Below are 15146 nucleotides of genomic sequence, written 5' to 3' on the forward strand. Positions count from 1 at the left end.
CAACCCTCATCTGACGTAGACTGTGATCTTCTGGGACATTACCGGCGGCCGATGCGGCGTGTGCGTGTGATCGCCGAGCAGCAGCTGCAGCGTATGCGTTCCTTTCGGCAGGGTGACGACCACCTCGGTCTGGCCGTTGCCGAGATGGATATTGTTGTAGTCCGACGGGATCGGCTGGTCCGGCGGGCCGGGATCGGTGTCGATCAGCAGGTGATGGTGGCCGGTGCCGGGCTTGTCGACGCCGGCGGGGGCGACGCCCATCTCCTTCAGCCCGATCCGCACGGTGAAGCGCTCGGGCACCCGCAAGCCGTCGAGCGGATAGTGGAAATAGACCAGGGCATTGCGCGGCGCCGCTTGGCGCTGGCTCGTCTGGGCCGAGAGCGGAGGCGCAGTCGATAGCAGCACTGCGAGTGGCAGGAGCCGCACCGCGGCTGTCATGCGATGGCGAGCGGTGGCATTCATCGCCTTGCGCTCCGCTTCGCGGCCGCACCGACATAGATGGTGATGCGCTCAGACAGGATCGGCGGGTCGTGCGGGACGTGCTGGTCGTCGCCGAGGATGAGCTGCAGCGTATGCTTGCCGGGCGGCAGGGTGATCTTGCGCTCGGTCTGGCCATTGCCGAGATGGATGTGGTTGAGGTCGGCGGGGATCGCAGCATCCAGCGGCGGCGTCGGCACGTCGATCAGGAGGTGGTGGTGGCCGGTATTGGGCCTCACCACGCCGGCGGGCGCGACGCCCATATTGCGCAGCCCGAAGCGGATGGTCGAGGTCGCGAAGATGCGCGTGCCGTCGCGCGGATAGATGAAATAGACCGCGGCGTCGTTGGGCGCCGGCGTCCGGCCGGAGGCGGCGCGGGCGGGTGGAGGGGTAGCTGCTGCCGTGGCTGAGGCCTCCTGCACCCGCACCCTGATCTTCTGCGACATCACCGGCGGATCGTGCGGGACATGCTCGTGATCGGCGAAGAGCAGCTGCAGGGTGTGCTCGCCGGGCGGCAGGGTGAGCTCGGTCTCGGTCTGGCCGCGACCGAAATGCAGATGATTGAAATCGCTGGGGATCTCGCGGTCGAGCGGCGGCAGCTCGGTATCGACCAGGAGATGGTGGTGGCCGGCATTGTCCTGCTTCGTGCCGGCTGGGGTGATCGCGATGTTCTCCTGGCCGAAGCGGACGACAGAGCGGGGCGGGATCACCGCGCCGTCCTGCAGGCCGATGAAAAAGACCTTGGCATTGGGCGCGGCTGTGGTGCGCGGCTTCTCCTCCGGCGCGGCCATGACCTCGACGGTGATCTTCTCCGACATCACCGGCGGGTCATGGGGCACGTGATCGTGATCGGCGAAGAGGAGCTGCAGCGTGTGGCGGCCGGGCGAGAGCAGGATCTCGGCCTCGCTCTGGCCGCCGCCGAAATGCAGATGGTTGAAATCGCTCGGGATCGGCTGGCCGAGCGGCGGCAGCTCGGTGTCGATCAGCAGGTGGTGGTGGCCGGCATTGCGGCGTGCCGTGCCGGCCGGCGCGATCTCCATGCCGGTTATCGAAAAGCGCAGCGTCACCTTGCTGGCGATGCGGGCATTGTTCTGCAAGTCGACGAAGGCGAGCTTGGCGCCGGCGGGCGCGGGGCTGCGCGTCCGGGCGCGCTCCTGCGCGATGCTCGCCGGCATGGCCGCGGCGAAAACCGCCGTAACCCCGACAATCAGCTGAAGTCGAAGCCTCCGCATCGGCGCTCTTCCTCGCGGCGCGTGACCGTCGTAAAGTTAGCAGCGGGCTGGGAGGGGAGCAAGCAAAGCGCCTGTCACGACAGGCGCATAGAACTGGATTCTAGCGGTCGCTTTCTTTAGGGTGACGCAGGGAATGGTGCCATGACTGCAGCCGTCAGATTTTGTGCACTGATCGCTCTTCTTGCCCAGCTCGTCGCTTTGCCGGCGCTGGCGCAGACCCAGGAGCGCCGCGTCGCCCTGGTGATCGGCAATTCCGCTTACAAGAACGCGCCGGCCCTGCCCAATACGCCGAACGATGCCCGCGATACGGCCGAAGCCCTGCGCAAGGTCGGCTTCGAGGTGGTCGATGGCATCGATCTCGACAAGCGCGGCATGGATGCCGCCGTCTCACGCTTCGCGCGCCTCGCCCAGGATGCCGATGCGGTGATGTTCTACTACGCGGGCCATGGCTTCCAGTTCAACGGCGAGAACTTCCTGGTCCCGGTCGAGGCCAAGATCGATGACGAGGTCTCGGTCCAGTACGAGACGCTCAAGCTCAGCGAGGTGACGACCGCGCTCGGCTTCGCCAAGGGCGTCAAGATCATGGTGCTCGACGCCTGCCGCAACAATCCCTTCCTCGCCCAATTGTCGAAGAAGTCGACGACGCGCAGCATGTCGGTCGGCACCGGCCTCGCGCCGATCGTCAAGGCGCAGGGCATGGTGACCGCCTATGCGACGCAGGCCAACGACGTCGCCGCCGATGGCGCCGGCCGCAACAGCCCGTTCACCGCGGCGCTGATCCAGGAGATCAAGCAGCCAGGCCTCGAGATCGCGACCATGTTCCGCCGCGTCCAGAAGGCGGTCTACGATTCCACCGGCGGCAAGCAGACACCGGAGCTGTCGCTGTCCTTGCTCGGCGATTTCTACCTCAACCGCGAGGAGACCGACGCCGACATCTGGAAGCGCCTGCGCAGCAGCGACAACCCCGCCGAGATCAAGGCTTTCATCCAGCGCTTCCCGACCAGCTTCTTCGCCGTCGACGCCAAGACCCGGCTCGACCTGATCGAGCGCCGCGGGCTTGCAGCCGGCGAGCGCGAGAAGCTCGAGCAGGAATTCGCGGCGAAGGAGAAGGCGCTGCTGGACCGCGTCCAGCAGGCCGAAAAGGACCGCGCCAAGGCGGCGACCGATCTTGCGGGCCGCGACGCCGGCAAGACCGCCGATACCGAGCGCGCCGTGCCGAAGCCCGGCGATGCCACACCGGCCAAGCAGGCCGACGCGGCCGAGCGCGACCGCCTCGCCAGGGAATTGGCCAAGAAGGAGCAGGAACTCGCCGCGCTCGAAGCCGAGAAGGCCAAGCTCTCGCAGGAACGCGAGGAGCGCGAGAAGGCGGTGGCGACGCGGATGAATTCCGGCGGCGTGACCGAGCTGCCGGCTCCGCCGAAGCCGCTGCTGCCCACCGCGCCCGGCACGCGTCCCCAGCGGCACGAGCCGCGCGAGGTCAAGCCGCCGCAGCGTCTGGTGATCGACCGCAAGTCGACCGGCGTCCTGACTGGCGGCATCGAGGCGACGCCGGAGCCGCAACAGCGCAACAACCGGCGCCGGCCGGGTGGCGGCGGTGCGCCCGATTGCACCGATGCGCTGATGCGGGCCCAACTCGGCGACGGCGGCGTCCCGAAGAACTGCCGCTGACGGCTGGCCGGGGATCGCTCCGGCGGGATGGAACAGGGGGCTTCGATGCGTCGTTTTTCGCTCGTCCGCTTCGCATTGTTGGCGCTGCTGGTTTCGCCGGCCGCTGGCTTGGCCCAGACCCCGCCGGCCCCGACTCCCGTGCCGTTTGCAGAAGCGCTGCAGCGCGCCGCCAACGAACTGTTTTCCAAGGCGCAGCTCGACGCGGAGCGCGTCGAGCTGGTGATCGATCCGCTGATCGACGGCATATCCGGAGCCCAATCGACCTCGACGCGCTCGATGCAGCAGAGCCTGATCGAACTGGTCGGCAAGTCTTATCCGCGTTTCCAGATGCAGCCCTTTTCGACCGAGACGCTGGCGCGCAATCCGGTCGTGCTGATCGGCACCTTCACGGCGGTCAACAATGCCGGCGATGCAAAGGGGGCGCGCGACGCCTACCGGATCTGCCTCGCGCTGGCCGACCTGAAGGCGAAGCGGATCGTCTCGAAGGGCACGGCCCGGGCCAAGCCCGAAGGCGTCGACGTGACGCCGACGAGCTATTACCGGGACTCGCCGATGTGGACGAAGGACCCGACGACCGAGGCCTATATCAAGACCTGCCAGGCCACCAAGCTCGGCGACGCCATCGATCCGGCCTATGCCGAGCGCCTCAACGTCGCGGCCCTGATCAATGACGGCATCCTCGAATACGAGGCGCAGCATTATCGCGAGGCGCTCGCCTTCTACCGGACTGCGCGCGTTCTGCCCGGCGGCGATCAGCCCCGGGTCCGCATCGGCGCCTATCTCGCCAGCAGCAAGCTCGGACGCAAGGACGATGCGGTCGAGGCCTTCGGCGATCTCGTCGACAGCGGCCTCTCCGGCAATCAGCTGATGGTCAAGCTGCTGTTCCAGCCCGGATCGACCCAGTTCATCGCCAATCCGCAGGTCACCGAGCCCTATCCGATGTGGCTCAGCCAGATCGCGACCCGCGCCAAGCAGAAGGGCGCCTGCCTCGAGATCGTCGGCCACACCTCACGCACCGGCCTGCCGCTGGTCAACGAGCGGCTCTCGGTGCTGCGGGCGCAATATGTGATGGATCTGCTCCAGGCCGGCGCGCCGGACAGCCGCGGCCGCATGATCGCGACCGGGCGCGGCTTCAACGAGAACCTGATCGGCACCGGCAAGGACGACGCGAGCGACGCGCTCGACCGCCGGGTCGAGTTCAAAGTGATCGGCTGCTGATCGGGCGGTCGAATACGCAATGAGATGAACCGGATAGGCGGATGTCTTCGATGAACGACATGGCGACGAACCCTTACGACGCGGTCGCCTATCCCGGGCACGCCTTTTCGCAGACGCATCCGGCACATCTGGCGACGATCGCGCATGTCCATGGCATGACGCCGGCTCCGACGACGGCGATGCGGGTGCTCGAGCTCGGCTGCGGCAGCGGCGGCAATCTGATCCCGATGGCGCTGCAATGCCCCGGGGCGGAGCTCGTCGGTGTCGACCTGAGCGGGCGGGCGATCGCCCGCGCCAAGGCCGAGGCGGCGGAGCTCGGCTTGAGTAATGTCAGCTTCCACCATCTCGACATCATGGCGGCGTCGGCGGCACTCGGCCGTTTCGACTACATCCTCGTCCACGGCGTCTATTCCTGGGTGCCCCAGATGGTGCGCGAGCGGATCATGGCGCTCTTCGGCGAGCTGCTGACGCCGCAGGGCATCGCCTATGTCAGCTACAACGCCTTGCCGGGCTGCCGGATGCGCGATCTTGCCCGCGACGTCATGCTGTTCGAGACCCGCGACATCGACGACCCCATCGAGAAAGTCAGGGCGGCGCGCGCTGCGATCAAGCGATTCGCCGAGGCGACCGATGCCGAGACCTTCTACGGCGCGGCGCTGCGCGAGCGGATGAAGCAGATCGAGGATATAGCGGACAATGTCCTCTATCACGACGACCTCAATCCGGGCGCGCGCGCCTTCGCGCTGCACGAGGTGCTGGCCGCGGCCGAGCCGCATGGCCTGCAATTCCTCGCCGAAGCCTCCTTCCCGAACAATTTCGGCGGCGCCCGCGGCCCCGCACAACAGGTGCTGAACGAGATCCCGATCACCGAGCCGCTCCGGCAGGAGCAGTCGCTCGACCTCCTGATCGGCCGCTGCTTTCGCCAGACCCTGCTCTGCCGCGCCGATGTCGCGCTGCATCGCGGCTTCTCGCGGTTCAGTCTGACGCCCTACCATCTCGCCGCCAATGTCCAGGAGATCGCGGAAAAGGATGAGAAGCGGCCGGATGCGGTGAACTTCCTGTTCGCGGACGGGGTGCGCCTCGCCATCGATCTGCCGGCTGCCATCGCGGCGCTGCGGGCGCTCGGCAAGGCCTGGCCGGGCAGCATCGCTCATGCCGAGCTCGCGGCGCTGGCCTTGCGGGAGGCGAGGGACAGCCTCGGTCCCGACAGCGAGCGTGAGGCTGGCCGCCTCGACGAGGCGCTGACCGCGATCTACCGGGCTGGCCTGCTCGAGATCAACCTGGAGCCGCATCGGTTGACGACGCTGATCAGCGAGCGGCCGCTCGCGAGCCTTTTGGCGCGGCGCCAGGCGCTGAGCAGCCATGAGGTCACCGATCTGCGCCATCGCGCGGTCGCGCTCGATGGCGTGGTGGTGCGCAAATTTGTCAGCCTGCTCGACGGGACACGGACGCCGGCGATGCTGCTCGACGAGGTCAATGCCTTCCTGGCAGAGGCGCATGCATCCGGCCGTGACGTCTCGTCCCTGCCGAAGAGGGCCACGGCGGAGGAGGTCGACCTGCATTTGAAGGATGTCGCGCGGCTGGCCTTGCTGGCAGGCTGAGCTTGTCGCGGAGAGGCCGTCTGCCTATTGCGGAAGGCGGCAGCAGCGGTAGCGAGGGATGAGTCAGCGCTTCAAGCAGTTTCAGGCCGCATTCCAGGAGGATGCCTGCCTCGAAACCATCATGCGGGCGCGGCGAGGCGGCACGACGCTGACCTGCTCGGCCTGCGGCAAGACCGCGGCCTTCGCGCCGCGCGTGAAGCTGCGCGCCTATGCCTGCCCGCATTGCAATTTCCTGGTCTCGCCCTGCCAGGGCACGCCGCTGGAGAGCCGGCGCATCTCGCTGCAGCTCTGGTTCTTCGCGCTGAAGGCCCTGACGGAGCAGGGGCCGCGCGCCGCCGCTGCGACGCTGGAGCGTGAGGCCAGTGTTCCCGCTCAGCAGGCGCGCCGGATGATCGCCGAACTGCAGGCGACGGCTGGCGCCGGCGGCAAGGTGCCGGACTGGCTGGTTCTGGCGCAGAAGGCGGTGGCCGGCGGCGCCAGCGCCGCCAATGTTGCCGCCGGCGTGCCCTTTGCAGTCGCGGATGGCAGCTCACGGCTTCGGCTCGCCTCCCTGGTCGGTGGCGGCGCATTGGTGCTGGCGATCGCCGGCGGCGTCGCGGTCGCGACGCTGAAGCCGGGTTCCACCGAGGTGAGCGGCGGTTTCGAGCCGATCGAGAGCGTCGAGGCGCCGTCATTGAAGGCGCCGACCCGGCCCTCGCTGATCCTGTCCTCGGTCGAGGGCGATCTCGAAGCGGCCAGGCAGGCGACGCAGTTCGCGCTGAACGCGGATCCCTCGCTGGCGGCGATCAAGGAGCAGGTCGCGGCGGAGATGCCGAACCAGCCGGCCATGCCGATCCCGGTGATGCCGCCGTCCAACATCATCCTGGTGCCGCCGACGCTGCCCGGTAGGCCGGGCGCTCCGGCCACTGCGCCGCGCAGCCAGCTGCCGCAGGCGCCGATCAACTATGCCGGCGACCCCAACCAGATCCTGACCTTCGGGCCGATCAAGATCCGCCGGCACCTGGTCGAGATGATCGTCAGGGCAGGGCGTGTCGTCGGTGCCGATCCCACGCTGCTGATGGCCGTCGCCGACAAGGAATCCTCGTTCGCGACGGAGGTGAAGGCGAAGACCTCCTCGGCGACCGGGCTCTACCAGTTCATCGAGCAGACCTGGTTCGGCGTTATCTTCGAATTCGGCCGCAAGCATGGGCTCCATGCCGAGGCCGCTCTGATTTCCCGCAATGGCCGGCAATTCGTCATCGCTGACGCCAATGAGCGCCAGCGCATCCTCGATCTCAGGCGCGAACCCTATCTCTCGGCGCTGCTGGCGGGCGAGATGCTGAAGCGCGACACGCTTCGGCTGGAGAAGGCGATGGGGCGCCATCTGACCGGCGGCGAGATCTACCTGATCCATTTCCTCGGGCCCGACGCGGCACAGACCTTCATCGAGACGATGGAGGAGACGCCCGGCGCGAGCGCGGCCGCCTTGCTGCCGAAGCCGGCCGAAGCCAACCGGCCGATCTTCTATGCCCAGTCCGGCGGCGAGACCAAGACGCTCTCGGTCTCCGAGGTGCACAAGAAGTTCGACGAGATGATCAAGGTCAGGCTCGACCGCTACAAGGTCGTGCGCGGACCCACGGCTGCGCCGGCGCGGCAGCCACAGAAGTAGGGTAGGGGCCGGTGGCGAATAACCGCCAGGTCGGACCAAAGCGCTTGCAGGCGCAGCGAATTTGCCGCCGAGGTGGCGCTGGCCCATGATCAACCGATCGCAGAGGCGAGGAGACGACGATGGCCAAGAACCGGTTCGAGCAGGTCGATGAGCCGCAACCCGATGCCATCACGCTGAGCCTCGGCCAGCGCGACGGCAAGACTTTCGCCCGTATCGCCTGTCCGGCGGAGCTGGCGGCCGGCCATCTCGCCAACGATTTCGTCAGCGACGAGCTCGATCCGGTCGAGGGCTTCCGCTCGGCCGTCCGCCTTGCCAACGAGATCAAGGCGCCGATCGTCGTCGAGGATGCCGAATGCCTCTGGCAGGACGAGTGGGGTGAGCTCTACCGCGAGGATTGACGATCGTCGGTCCGAGTCGATGGACAGTGGCGCCCCCGCTCCAGAAATGACGACGCGGTTTCAGCGCCCGCCGCGGTCGTAGCACTCGGCGAAATAGAGCATGAAGGCGTCGACCAGCCCGTCCTCGTAAGGAGCGGTCTTCGCCTCCCAGCGTGCGACATAGGCGTCCCAGAGCTTGCCTTTGCGCGACGAGAGCAGGCCGTCGAGGCCGCGCCCCGCCTCGAGGCTTTCGGCGACCGCCTGCGGATCGAGATCCTCGACCAGCATGCGCAGCGCGTGCTGCATCGCCGAATAAGTCTTGATCTGGTGGACCTTGAGATCCTTGAAGCTCTCCTCGAACGCCTTCTGGGCGTTGAGATAGCCGCTGGTCGGCCGGCCGAAGATCAGCTTCAGCGCATCCTCGATCGTCGGCGAGAACTTCAGCGGGTTGTTGTCCTGGGCCTGGATCATCGTCTGGTTGGAGCTGCGGGCGATGCGCTTGCTCTCGGCGCGCGCCGCCAGCAGCGCCTTCAGCTCGATCGCGATCAGGCGCATCAGCGCGCCGGTCTGCTCGGCGAAGGCGCCGGGATCCTGCCAGGATAATTCCTCGACCGGCAGCCCGGCGCCGCGCGCGAAGCGAGCGATGAACTCGGCCGCCGAGATCGACGGGCCGCCGGCCGGGATGCCCATCGGCGGTGGCGGTGGTGAAGCTGCGGGCCGCGGCGGCGGCTCGTAGGGAGTATCGAAGCTCGGGCGCGCCGGTGGCTCGGCCGACCCCTCGTCCCAGGGGTTGCTGGCCGGTGCGGCCGAAGGCGGCCGGCGCGGTGTCGGAATCGGGGCGATCGGCTCGGGCTCGGGTACTGGCGGCGCCTGGTAGGGAGCCCAGGCGAAATCGTCGGGCCGCGATGACGGAGCGGGCGCCGCCGGCGGCGGTGCGGGATAGGCCTGTGCCGGCTCGGATGGCGTCGGGATATCGGCGGCCCAGTCGATGAAGGGCGCGTGCACCGGCTGGTATTTTTGCGGCGGAATCAGATCGCGCCGGGCGATCGGTGGCGCTTCGTCGCCATTCGAATCCCAGAGCGATTCACCGGGTGGCGGCGGCATCGGCGGTCGCTCGGCCAGGCCCGGCGACCCGCGCTCGGCCTCGTCGATCGCAACCGCGATGATGTAGTGGCCGATCTCGAGCCGGTCGCCATGCTGCAGCCGATAGGGTGATTGCACCCTGTAAGCCCCACCGTTGACGAAGGTGCCGTTGGTCGAGATGTCGCGCAGCCAATAGGCGTTGTCGCTGAAGCGGACCTCGCAATGTCGGCCGGAGATGGCACGGCTCGGGTCCGGCAGGCACCAGTCGAGATGCTGATCTCGGCCGATGTCGAGTCCGCGCCCGCCGCTCAGCGTAACGCTGAGCGGGCCGCCGTCCGGCAGCGAGGCCTGGTTCTCGATTGTCAGCGTCAGCGCCATGTCGGGCCGCTCGCTTCGCCGGCATCGCAACCCGGGCGCCGCACCGGCACCGGGGCCATGCTATGCTCTCGTCCTGCCGCTTTCGTCATCGACGAGACGAATGCACGCTTCGACGCAATTTCGCAATGCGGCATCGCGCTCGCGCTCCGGAACGCGGCCGAGCGCGGTCAATACGGCGATGCGCGCGGTTTTCGCGGTCAGGTCCGGCGGGCAGGGGACGGCATGAGTCGAAACCATGCTGCCTCCGGAATAGCCGGCCGCCAGCGCGACCCAGGTTCCAAGGCTGGCATGGTGGCCCGCTTCCCCGAGCGCGAGGGCGGTGCGGCGCGCCTCGTCCGTCGGGTCCCGCACCCAGGTTTCTGCCGCCTTCAATGCGGGATCGGGCGGCGTTCCCGCCGGTTGCATGCGCTGGACACATTGCAGCGCCCACCACACCGTCTCGCGGCGAGGCATCACGAACGCGCAGAAGCCGATCGCGTCCTTGTGCTCGCCGGCGGCGACGAGGCCGCGCAGGAAAGTCAGCGGCGGCTCGGTGGTCGGCGCGGTGCCGATGACCTGCTGCGCCGTCGGAAAGGCCTCGAAGACCTGCTGCGCCGTGCTGAAGCGAAGTTTCGACATCGCCGCCTCAGTTGATCTTGATGATGCCGCCGGTGATCGTGGTCGCACCGCCGCCGTGGATTTCTGTCTTGCCGGTGCTCTGCACCGTGATCGTCGGCGAGGAGATGGTGATGTTGGTCGGCGTCATCGTGATCTCGCTCTGGCCGCAGACCAGCTTGATCTCCAGCGCCGCCTCGACATAGCGCTTGCCCTGCTTGACGTGCAGCTTGTCGCTGCCGTTCAGGATCTGAGTCGTGCGGGCGAAATCGGTCGGGCCGCCCTCGAATTTCTTGCCGACATCGCGGGTCTCGAGGTTGAAGACCTCGGTCTTGTGGTCGCGCTCGGCCTGCATCGAGAAGACCTCCTTGCCGGCAAGGTCCTCGAACTTGATCTCGTTGAACTTTCCCGATTTACCGCCGCCATCGGTCGATTCCGATTTGAGCCCCGACTGGGTCTTGTTGGCGGGCAGGTCGTAGGGCGGCATGTGCTGGTCGTTGACCACCGCGCCTGTGATGATCGGCCGGTCGGGATCACCGCCGATATAGGAGACGACCACCTCCTGGCCGATGCGCGGGATGATCTGGCCGCCCCAGTTCTTGCCCGACCAGCTTTGCGCCACGCGCACCCGGCACGAGGTCGATTCCTTCTCCCGATCCCAATGGAAGCGCAGCCAGACACGACCGTATTTGTCGACGTCGATGTCGCCTTCTTCGCCCTTGTTCTTCTCGCCGACCACCTTGGCGGTGTCGGGGCCGATATGGAGGGGGGAGGGAGTCGCCAGTGGCGCACGGAAGCGCTTGTCGGCCTTCTGCAACTCGTAGGAGCCATGATAGATCGCCTCGTCCGTGCGCCGCGACGAGCGATAGCTCTGAACGCCGTAAGCATGCGTCGCGCGCACGACCAGATACTCGCCATTCTCCCCGGCGGGATGATCGGCCAGGGTCATCAGCGTGCCGGGATTGAGGCTGGGAGCCTCGCCCATGGCGAGTCGCCGCTCGTCCTGCGCCTGCTCGGCCTGCACTTGGATGCGGGCGAGCTTTTCGCCCTTGCCGCGGTCGAGATAGGCGCCGGGATAGTCGAAGGCCTCGTAGGCCTTGGTCCGCGGAAAGCCGTCCTCGGCCTTGGACGTCAGGTCGGAGGTCGATTTCTCGAAGTCGTAGTCCTTCAGCTCGACCTTGCCGGTGCGCAGCCGCCGCTGCGCCGTCCACTGCGTCAGATGCTCGATATGCCGGCGCTGGCTCTTGTCCTTCGGCATGAACGGATAGGCACTGCCGGCGCCAGTGAAGGTGGGTTCCGCCGCGGCTGTGACGGGATCATGCGAGCTACGTGCATCCGAGAGGACCAGCTTGTGATCGCCCTCGCTATGCTGAAAGTAATAATAGATGCCGTATTTCTCCATCAGGCGCAGGACGAAGTCGAGATCGCTCTCGCGATACTGCACGCAATAGTCGATCGTCGGCGGTTTCTCGCTGACGCGGTCGTCGAAACTCGCTTTGTCTTCCTTCCCGAAGATCACCTTGATGATATCGATCGCGGTCTTGTTCTTGAAGATCCGGCAATCGGAGCGCTGCGAGAGCAGCCAGAGCCAGGGGCGCAGGATGAAGCGATAATGGTCGAGATCGTTCTCCCGGCCGAGCCATTGCGCCTCTATCAGCACGCCGTTGAAGATACGTTCCTTGCCGTTCTTCAACGTCATCTTGATGGCACATTTCTCGCCGATCAAGCTTTGCAGGTCGGCATTCGCAGTCGTGCTCGTCGCTTCGACCTGATAGGCGAACAATTCACTGAGGGCTTCTCGCGCTTCGAACTTGAGAAGCGAAAAGACATCTTGCCCCGCAGGTGTCGTAAAGGAAGCAAGTCTTTTCGATTGTCCAACGGCGGCGGCCATTAACCAAACCTCATGGCTTGCGATAAGAGACGACTATTGACGCAGCAAACGCTGCGGTTCATATTTGCGCCGTCAGTCTTCAACCGCCTCAGCGAACCTAAACGGGAGGAAGACCGTGCGCAAGCAGGCCCTTGTCATGGTTAGTGCCGCTCTTGCCGCAGGCTTCTGCGCCCTGTCGCCATTTTCCGCGCAGGCCCAAGCCTACAAGGCGGACGACATCGTCAAGCACTTCGGTGCCGCCAAGCCGAATCTGGGTGTCTCGCGCGGCCTGTGCGTCGGCACCGAGGCCGAGTGCAACAAGGCCGGCCACGTCGTGAAGCCGCCGACCGCCTTCGACCTCGTCGTCAAGTTCAAATACAACTCCGACGTGCTCGAGCCGGAGGCGAAGGCGAATCTCGACGAGTTCGCCAAGGCGCTGAAGGACCCGCAGCTTTCGACCAGCAATTTCCTGGTCGAGGGACATACCGATGCCAGCGGCACGGCCGACTACAACCTCAGCCTCTCGGATCGCCGGGCCAAGGCCGTGGTGCGCTATCTCAGCGAGCGCGGCGTCGATACCGCCAAGCTGGTGCCGCGGGGTCTGGGCCAGACCAAACCGCTCTCCGCCGACAAATTCTCCGCCGATAATCGCCGGGTCGAGACGCGGTTGCAGGTGGAATGACGCCGAGCCAGCCGGGTCCGGCCGTGTTCGATCGACCGTGAGGGGGCATGGCTGCGCTGAATTTCGCTGACCTGGCGAAGCCGGTTCCGGGCGACGAGCCCTGCGGCCTCGATCCGGATGCCGATCCGGACATCATGAACGTGCTGGCGCGCCTCGAAGTGGTGCTGCCGACCTCCTATTTCCGGCGCGACGACGAGGGCCGCCAGGTGTCTTTCGATCGCAGCGCGATCGATTTCCCGGCGATTTTCGGCGATCTCGGCAAGATCCTGAAGCAGAGCCGCGACCTGCGCGGCTTCGTGCTCGCGGCCAAGTTCTGCCTGCTCAATCGCGACATCGCCGGTTTTGCCGGCAGTCTCGGCCTGATCGTGAGCTATCTCGGGGACTATTGGGAGGAGGTCTACCCCAGGGCCGAGGACGGCGATTTCATCATGCGCGAAGTCGCGCTGCAGGGGCTCGACGAGAACGCGACGATCGTCCTGCCGCTGCAACATGCGACGCTCTTCACCAGCAAGCGGCTGGGACCGGTGATCTTCCGCAGCCAGCTCATCGCGCTCGGCGAGTTGCGCGCCGGCGAGGACGAGCAGCATCCGGATGCCGGCGGCATCGCCGCGGCGTTGAAGGAAGCGGAGCTGTCGGATCTGACGGCGACGCTCGGCCATGTCGTCGCCATCCGCGATGCGCTCACGCGGCTGCGCGAGATCTGGAGCGAGAAGCTCGGTACCGACCAGGCCGTGACCTTCTCGCGGCTCGCCGGCCTGATCAAGCAGATCGCCGAATTTCTCGAAGGCGCGGTCGAACGCAAGGCGCCGGCCGGGCAGGCAAGCGCTGTCGCGGAGGTGCCGGCCGGCGCCGGCGGAACGATCACTGTCGCCCAGGTGGCGGTCCCGGCCGGGGCCTGCGCCTCCGTCGCCGAGGCGCAGGCCGCGCTCGCCGGCTGTCTCGCCTATTTCCGGCGGACCGAGCCGTCGAGCCCCGCGGTGCTATTGATCGGCCAGGCGCAGCGCCTGATCGGCAAGTCGCTGATCGAGGTCATCCAGATCATGTTCCCCGAGCACGTCGACAAGGCGATGCTCGAGATCGGCGACGACACGAAATACCAGCTGCCGCTGGAGCGGCTCGGTGGCGACGGCTACGACGCCGGCAATGGCGATGACGGCGATTCATCCGGCGACGAGGACAGCTCGTCCTATGACGATGGCTCCTCATATGAGGAGGAGGCGAGCAGCGAGGATGAGCCTGCCGACGATTCCGGGGAAACGGAGTCAGCAGAGGCGTCCGACGATTGGGCCGAGGCGGAACAGCCCGAGCCCGAGCCGAAGGCGAAGGAGCAGAATGCCACGGCCGGCATCGCGCCTGCGATCGTCATCTCCAGCCGCGTCGAGGCTATCGTCCGGATGAAGTCCATCGCCGCCTTCTATCGCCATGCCGAACCGTCCAATCCGGTCCCGTTGCTGATGGACAAGGCTTGTGCCCTGGCCCAGCAGGATTTTCTCTCCTTGCTGAGCGATATCCTCCCTGATGTCGGCATAAGGCAGAGCGTCGACGAATGATGCCGCGCGGCTCGCAGGCGGGCCTGGGCGCATCATTCGTTCGATGGATGCGCAGGCGTTATTCGTCTGCAAACTTGGGCTGGCTGGGATCCTTCGCCGCCGACGCGAGCAGTTCAACAGGAACTGTCAAGTGATCGGCAAATGTGTATGGTGTAGCGAGCCGGATCGTTAGCGTGGTGTCACGCTCTCCTTGCGTGATGCCTCTAGAGGAAGGGGCGCCGACATGGCCGGAGATTCAGGGCAGAAGTTCATTCGCCGCAACAGGCCGCCGCGGGTCCACATCACCTATGAGGATCCCTACAACGCGGATCAGAAGATCGAGCTGCCCTTCGTGATGGGTGTGCTCGCCGACCTCTCCGGCAACGCCTCGGCCGTCGAGAAGCCGGATGTCGGCGAGCGCAAATTCCTCGATATCGACATGGATAATTTCGACCAGCGCATGGCCGCGATCGAGCCCGGTGCGGCCTTCGCAGTGCCCAACAAGCTCGGCGACGGGAGCGACAAGCTCTCGGTCTCGCTGAAGTTCAAGAAGTTCGACGATTTCAGCCCCGCTGCGATCGCTCGCCAGATCCCGGCGACGGCCAAGCTGCTGGAAGCGCGCGAACAGCTCGCCAATTTGCTGCGCTACATGGACGGCAAGGTCGCGGCCAGCGACCAGATCAAGGCCTTGCTCGCCGATCCGCAGCTGATGGCGGCGCTCAAGGACAAGCTCGGCGAAAAGCCGGCTGGTGACGACAAGCAGGACGGCAACGGTTGAGCGAGGCGGCC

General features: G+C 66.5%; 13 protein-coding genes. 8 read left to right on the forward strand and 5 right to left on the reverse strand.

The features are described from left to right. Window positions 1–6: 6 nt before the first annotated feature. Both BMZ69_RS00435 and BMZ69_RS31980 read right to left on the reverse strand, forming a co-directional pair. Entirely contained in the window at window positions 7–462 is a 456-nt protein-coding gene (locus BMZ69_RS00435; RefSeq protein WP_210187969.1) for a DUF4399 domain-containing protein, read from the reverse strand. Beyond that, window positions 459–1709 carry a DUF4399 domain-containing protein gene (locus BMZ69_RS31980; RefSeq protein ID WP_139218943.1) on the reverse strand — a complete coding sequence of 417 codons (1251 nt, stop codon included), beginning with the start codon at window positions 1707–1709 and terminating at the stop codon, window positions 459–461. The genes BMZ69_RS00435 and BMZ69_RS31980 overlap by 4 nt, the downstream gene beginning before the upstream one ends. Window positions 1710–1850: 141 nt before the next feature. On the opposite strand from BMZ69_RS31980, the gene BMZ69_RS00445 reads away from it, so the two are divergent. The 5 genes from BMZ69_RS00445 to BMZ69_RS00465 all read left to right on the forward strand — a co-directional run bounded on the left by BMZ69_RS00445 (window position 1851) and on the right by BMZ69_RS00465 (window position 8242). Continuing rightward, on the forward strand, window positions 1851–3377 hold the full coding sequence (locus tag BMZ69_RS00445) for a caspase family protein (protein ID WP_092153698.1): 1527 nt from the start codon (window positions 1851–1853) through the stop codon (window positions 3375–3377). Between the two features lie 45 nt (window positions 3378–3422). Next, complete coding sequence (locus BMZ69_RS00450) at window positions 3423–4595, forward strand: OmpA family protein (protein ID WP_139218944.1); 1173 nt, start codon at window positions 3423–3425, stop codon at window positions 4593–4595. A gap of 41 nt (window positions 4596–4636) precedes the next feature. Continuing rightward, complete coding sequence (locus BMZ69_RS00455; protein ID WP_092153700.1) at window positions 4637–6196, forward strand: methyltransferase domain-containing protein; 1560 nt, start codon at window positions 4637–4639, stop codon at window positions 6194–6196. 58 nt (window positions 6197–6254) lie between these two features. Continuing rightward, window positions 6255–7844: a transglycosylase SLT domain-containing protein gene (locus BMZ69_RS32440; protein WP_092153702.1), complete on the forward strand. Its 1590-nt coding sequence runs from the start codon at window positions 6255–6257 to the stop codon at window positions 7842–7844. Window positions 7845–7963: 119 nt separating this feature from the next. Further along, window positions 7964–8242, forward strand: a complete 279-nt coding sequence (locus BMZ69_RS00465) for a hypothetical protein (RefSeq protein ID WP_092153704.1) — start codon at window positions 7964–7966, stop codon at window positions 8240–8242. Window positions 8243–8302: 60 nt separating this feature from the next. On the opposite strand, the gene tagH is transcribed toward BMZ69_RS00465, so the two are convergent. From tagH to tssI, 3 genes are read right to left on the reverse strand one after another with little or no spacing between them, the layout of a single operon-like run. Continuing rightward, window positions 8303–9682 (reverse strand): type VI secretion system-associated FHA domain protein TagH, encoded by a 1380-nt coding sequence (tagH, locus tag BMZ69_RS00470; RefSeq protein ID WP_092153706.1) that lies wholly within the window; start codon window positions 9680–9682, stop codon window positions 8303–8305. A gap of 60 nt (window positions 9683–9742) precedes the next feature. Further along, window positions 9743–10300 (reverse strand): DUF6931 family protein, encoded by a 558-nt coding sequence (locus BMZ69_RS00475; protein WP_092153708.1) that lies wholly within the window; start codon window positions 10298–10300, stop codon window positions 9743–9745. 7 nt (window positions 10301–10307) lie between these two features. Beyond that, the gene (tssI, locus tag BMZ69_RS00480; RefSeq protein ID WP_092153710.1) at window positions 10308–12167 is read right to left on the reverse strand and encodes a type VI secretion system Vgr family protein; all 1860 of its coding nucleotides are present in this window, start codon (window positions 12165–12167) and stop codon (window positions 10308–10310) included. A 115-nt stretch (window positions 12168–12282) separates the two neighbouring features. Between tssI and BMZ69_RS00485 the strand changes: the two genes are divergently transcribed. The 3 genes from BMZ69_RS00485 (at window position 12283) to tssB (ending at window position 15135) form a co-directional block, all read left to right on the forward strand. Continuing rightward, entirely contained in the window at window positions 12283–12828 is a 546-nt protein-coding gene (locus BMZ69_RS00485) for an OmpA family protein (protein WP_244543144.1), read from the forward strand. Window positions 12829–12875: 47 nt separating this feature from the next. Beyond that, window positions 12876–14378, forward strand: a complete 1503-nt coding sequence (locus BMZ69_RS00490; RefSeq protein WP_092153712.1) for a type VI secretion system ImpA family N-terminal domain-containing protein — start codon at window positions 12876–12878, stop codon at window positions 14376–14378. 223 nt (window positions 14379–14601) lie between these two features. Continuing rightward, on the forward strand, window positions 14602–15135 hold the full coding sequence (gene tssB, locus BMZ69_RS00495; RefSeq protein WP_092153715.1) for a type VI secretion system contractile sheath small subunit: 534 nt from the start codon (window positions 14602–14604) through the stop codon (window positions 15133–15135). Window positions 15136–15146 lie beyond the last annotated feature (11 nt).

The organism is Allobosea sp. CRIB-10 (genome assembly GCF_900112185.1).
Lineage (GTDB): Bacteria > Pseudomonadota > Alphaproteobacteria > Rhizobiales > Beijerinckiaceae > Allobosea.

Coding starts and splice junctions, on each gene's coding strand:
- BMZ69_RS00435 (WP_210187969.1), bottom strand. CDS start 462: ATGAATGCCACCGCTCGCCATCGCATGACAGCCGCGGTGCGGCTCCTG.
- BMZ69_RS31980 (WP_139218943.1), bottom strand. CDS start 1,709: ATGCGGAGGCTTCGACTTCAGCTGATTGTCGGGGTTACGGCGGTTTTC.
- BMZ69_RS00445 (WP_092153698.1), top strand. CDS start 1,851: ATGACTGCAGCCGTCAGATTTTGTGCACTGATCGCTCTTCTTGCCCAG.
- BMZ69_RS00450 (WP_139218944.1), top strand. CDS start 3,423: ATGCGTCGTTTTTCGCTCGTCCGCTTCGCATTGTTGGCGCTGCTGGTT.
- BMZ69_RS00455 (WP_092153700.1), top strand. CDS start 4,637: ATGTCTTCGATGAACGACATGGCGACGAACCCTTACGACGCGGTCGCC.
- BMZ69_RS32440 (WP_092153702.1), top strand. CDS start 6,255: ATGAGTCAGCGCTTCAAGCAGTTTCAGGCCGCATTCCAGGAGGATGCC.
- BMZ69_RS00465 (WP_092153704.1), top strand. CDS start 7,964: ATGGCCAAGAACCGGTTCGAGCAGGTCGATGAGCCGCAACCCGATGCC.
- tagH (WP_092153706.1), bottom strand. CDS start 9,682: ATGGCGCTGACGCTGACAATCGAGAACCAGGCCTCGCTGCCGGACGGC.
- BMZ69_RS00475 (WP_092153708.1), bottom strand. CDS start 10,300: ATGTCGAAACTTCGCTTCAGCACGGCGCAGCAGGTCTTCGAGGCCTTT.
- tssI (WP_092153710.1), bottom strand. CDS start 12,167: ATGGCCGCCGCCGTTGGACAATCGAAAAGACTTGCTTCCTTTACGACA.
- BMZ69_RS00490 (WP_092153712.1), top strand. CDS start 12,876: ATGGCTGCGCTGAATTTCGCTGACCTGGCGAAGCCGGTTCCGGGCGAC.
- tssB (WP_092153715.1), top strand. CDS start 14,602: ATGGCCGGAGATTCAGGGCAGAAGTTCATTCGCCGCAACAGGCCGCCG.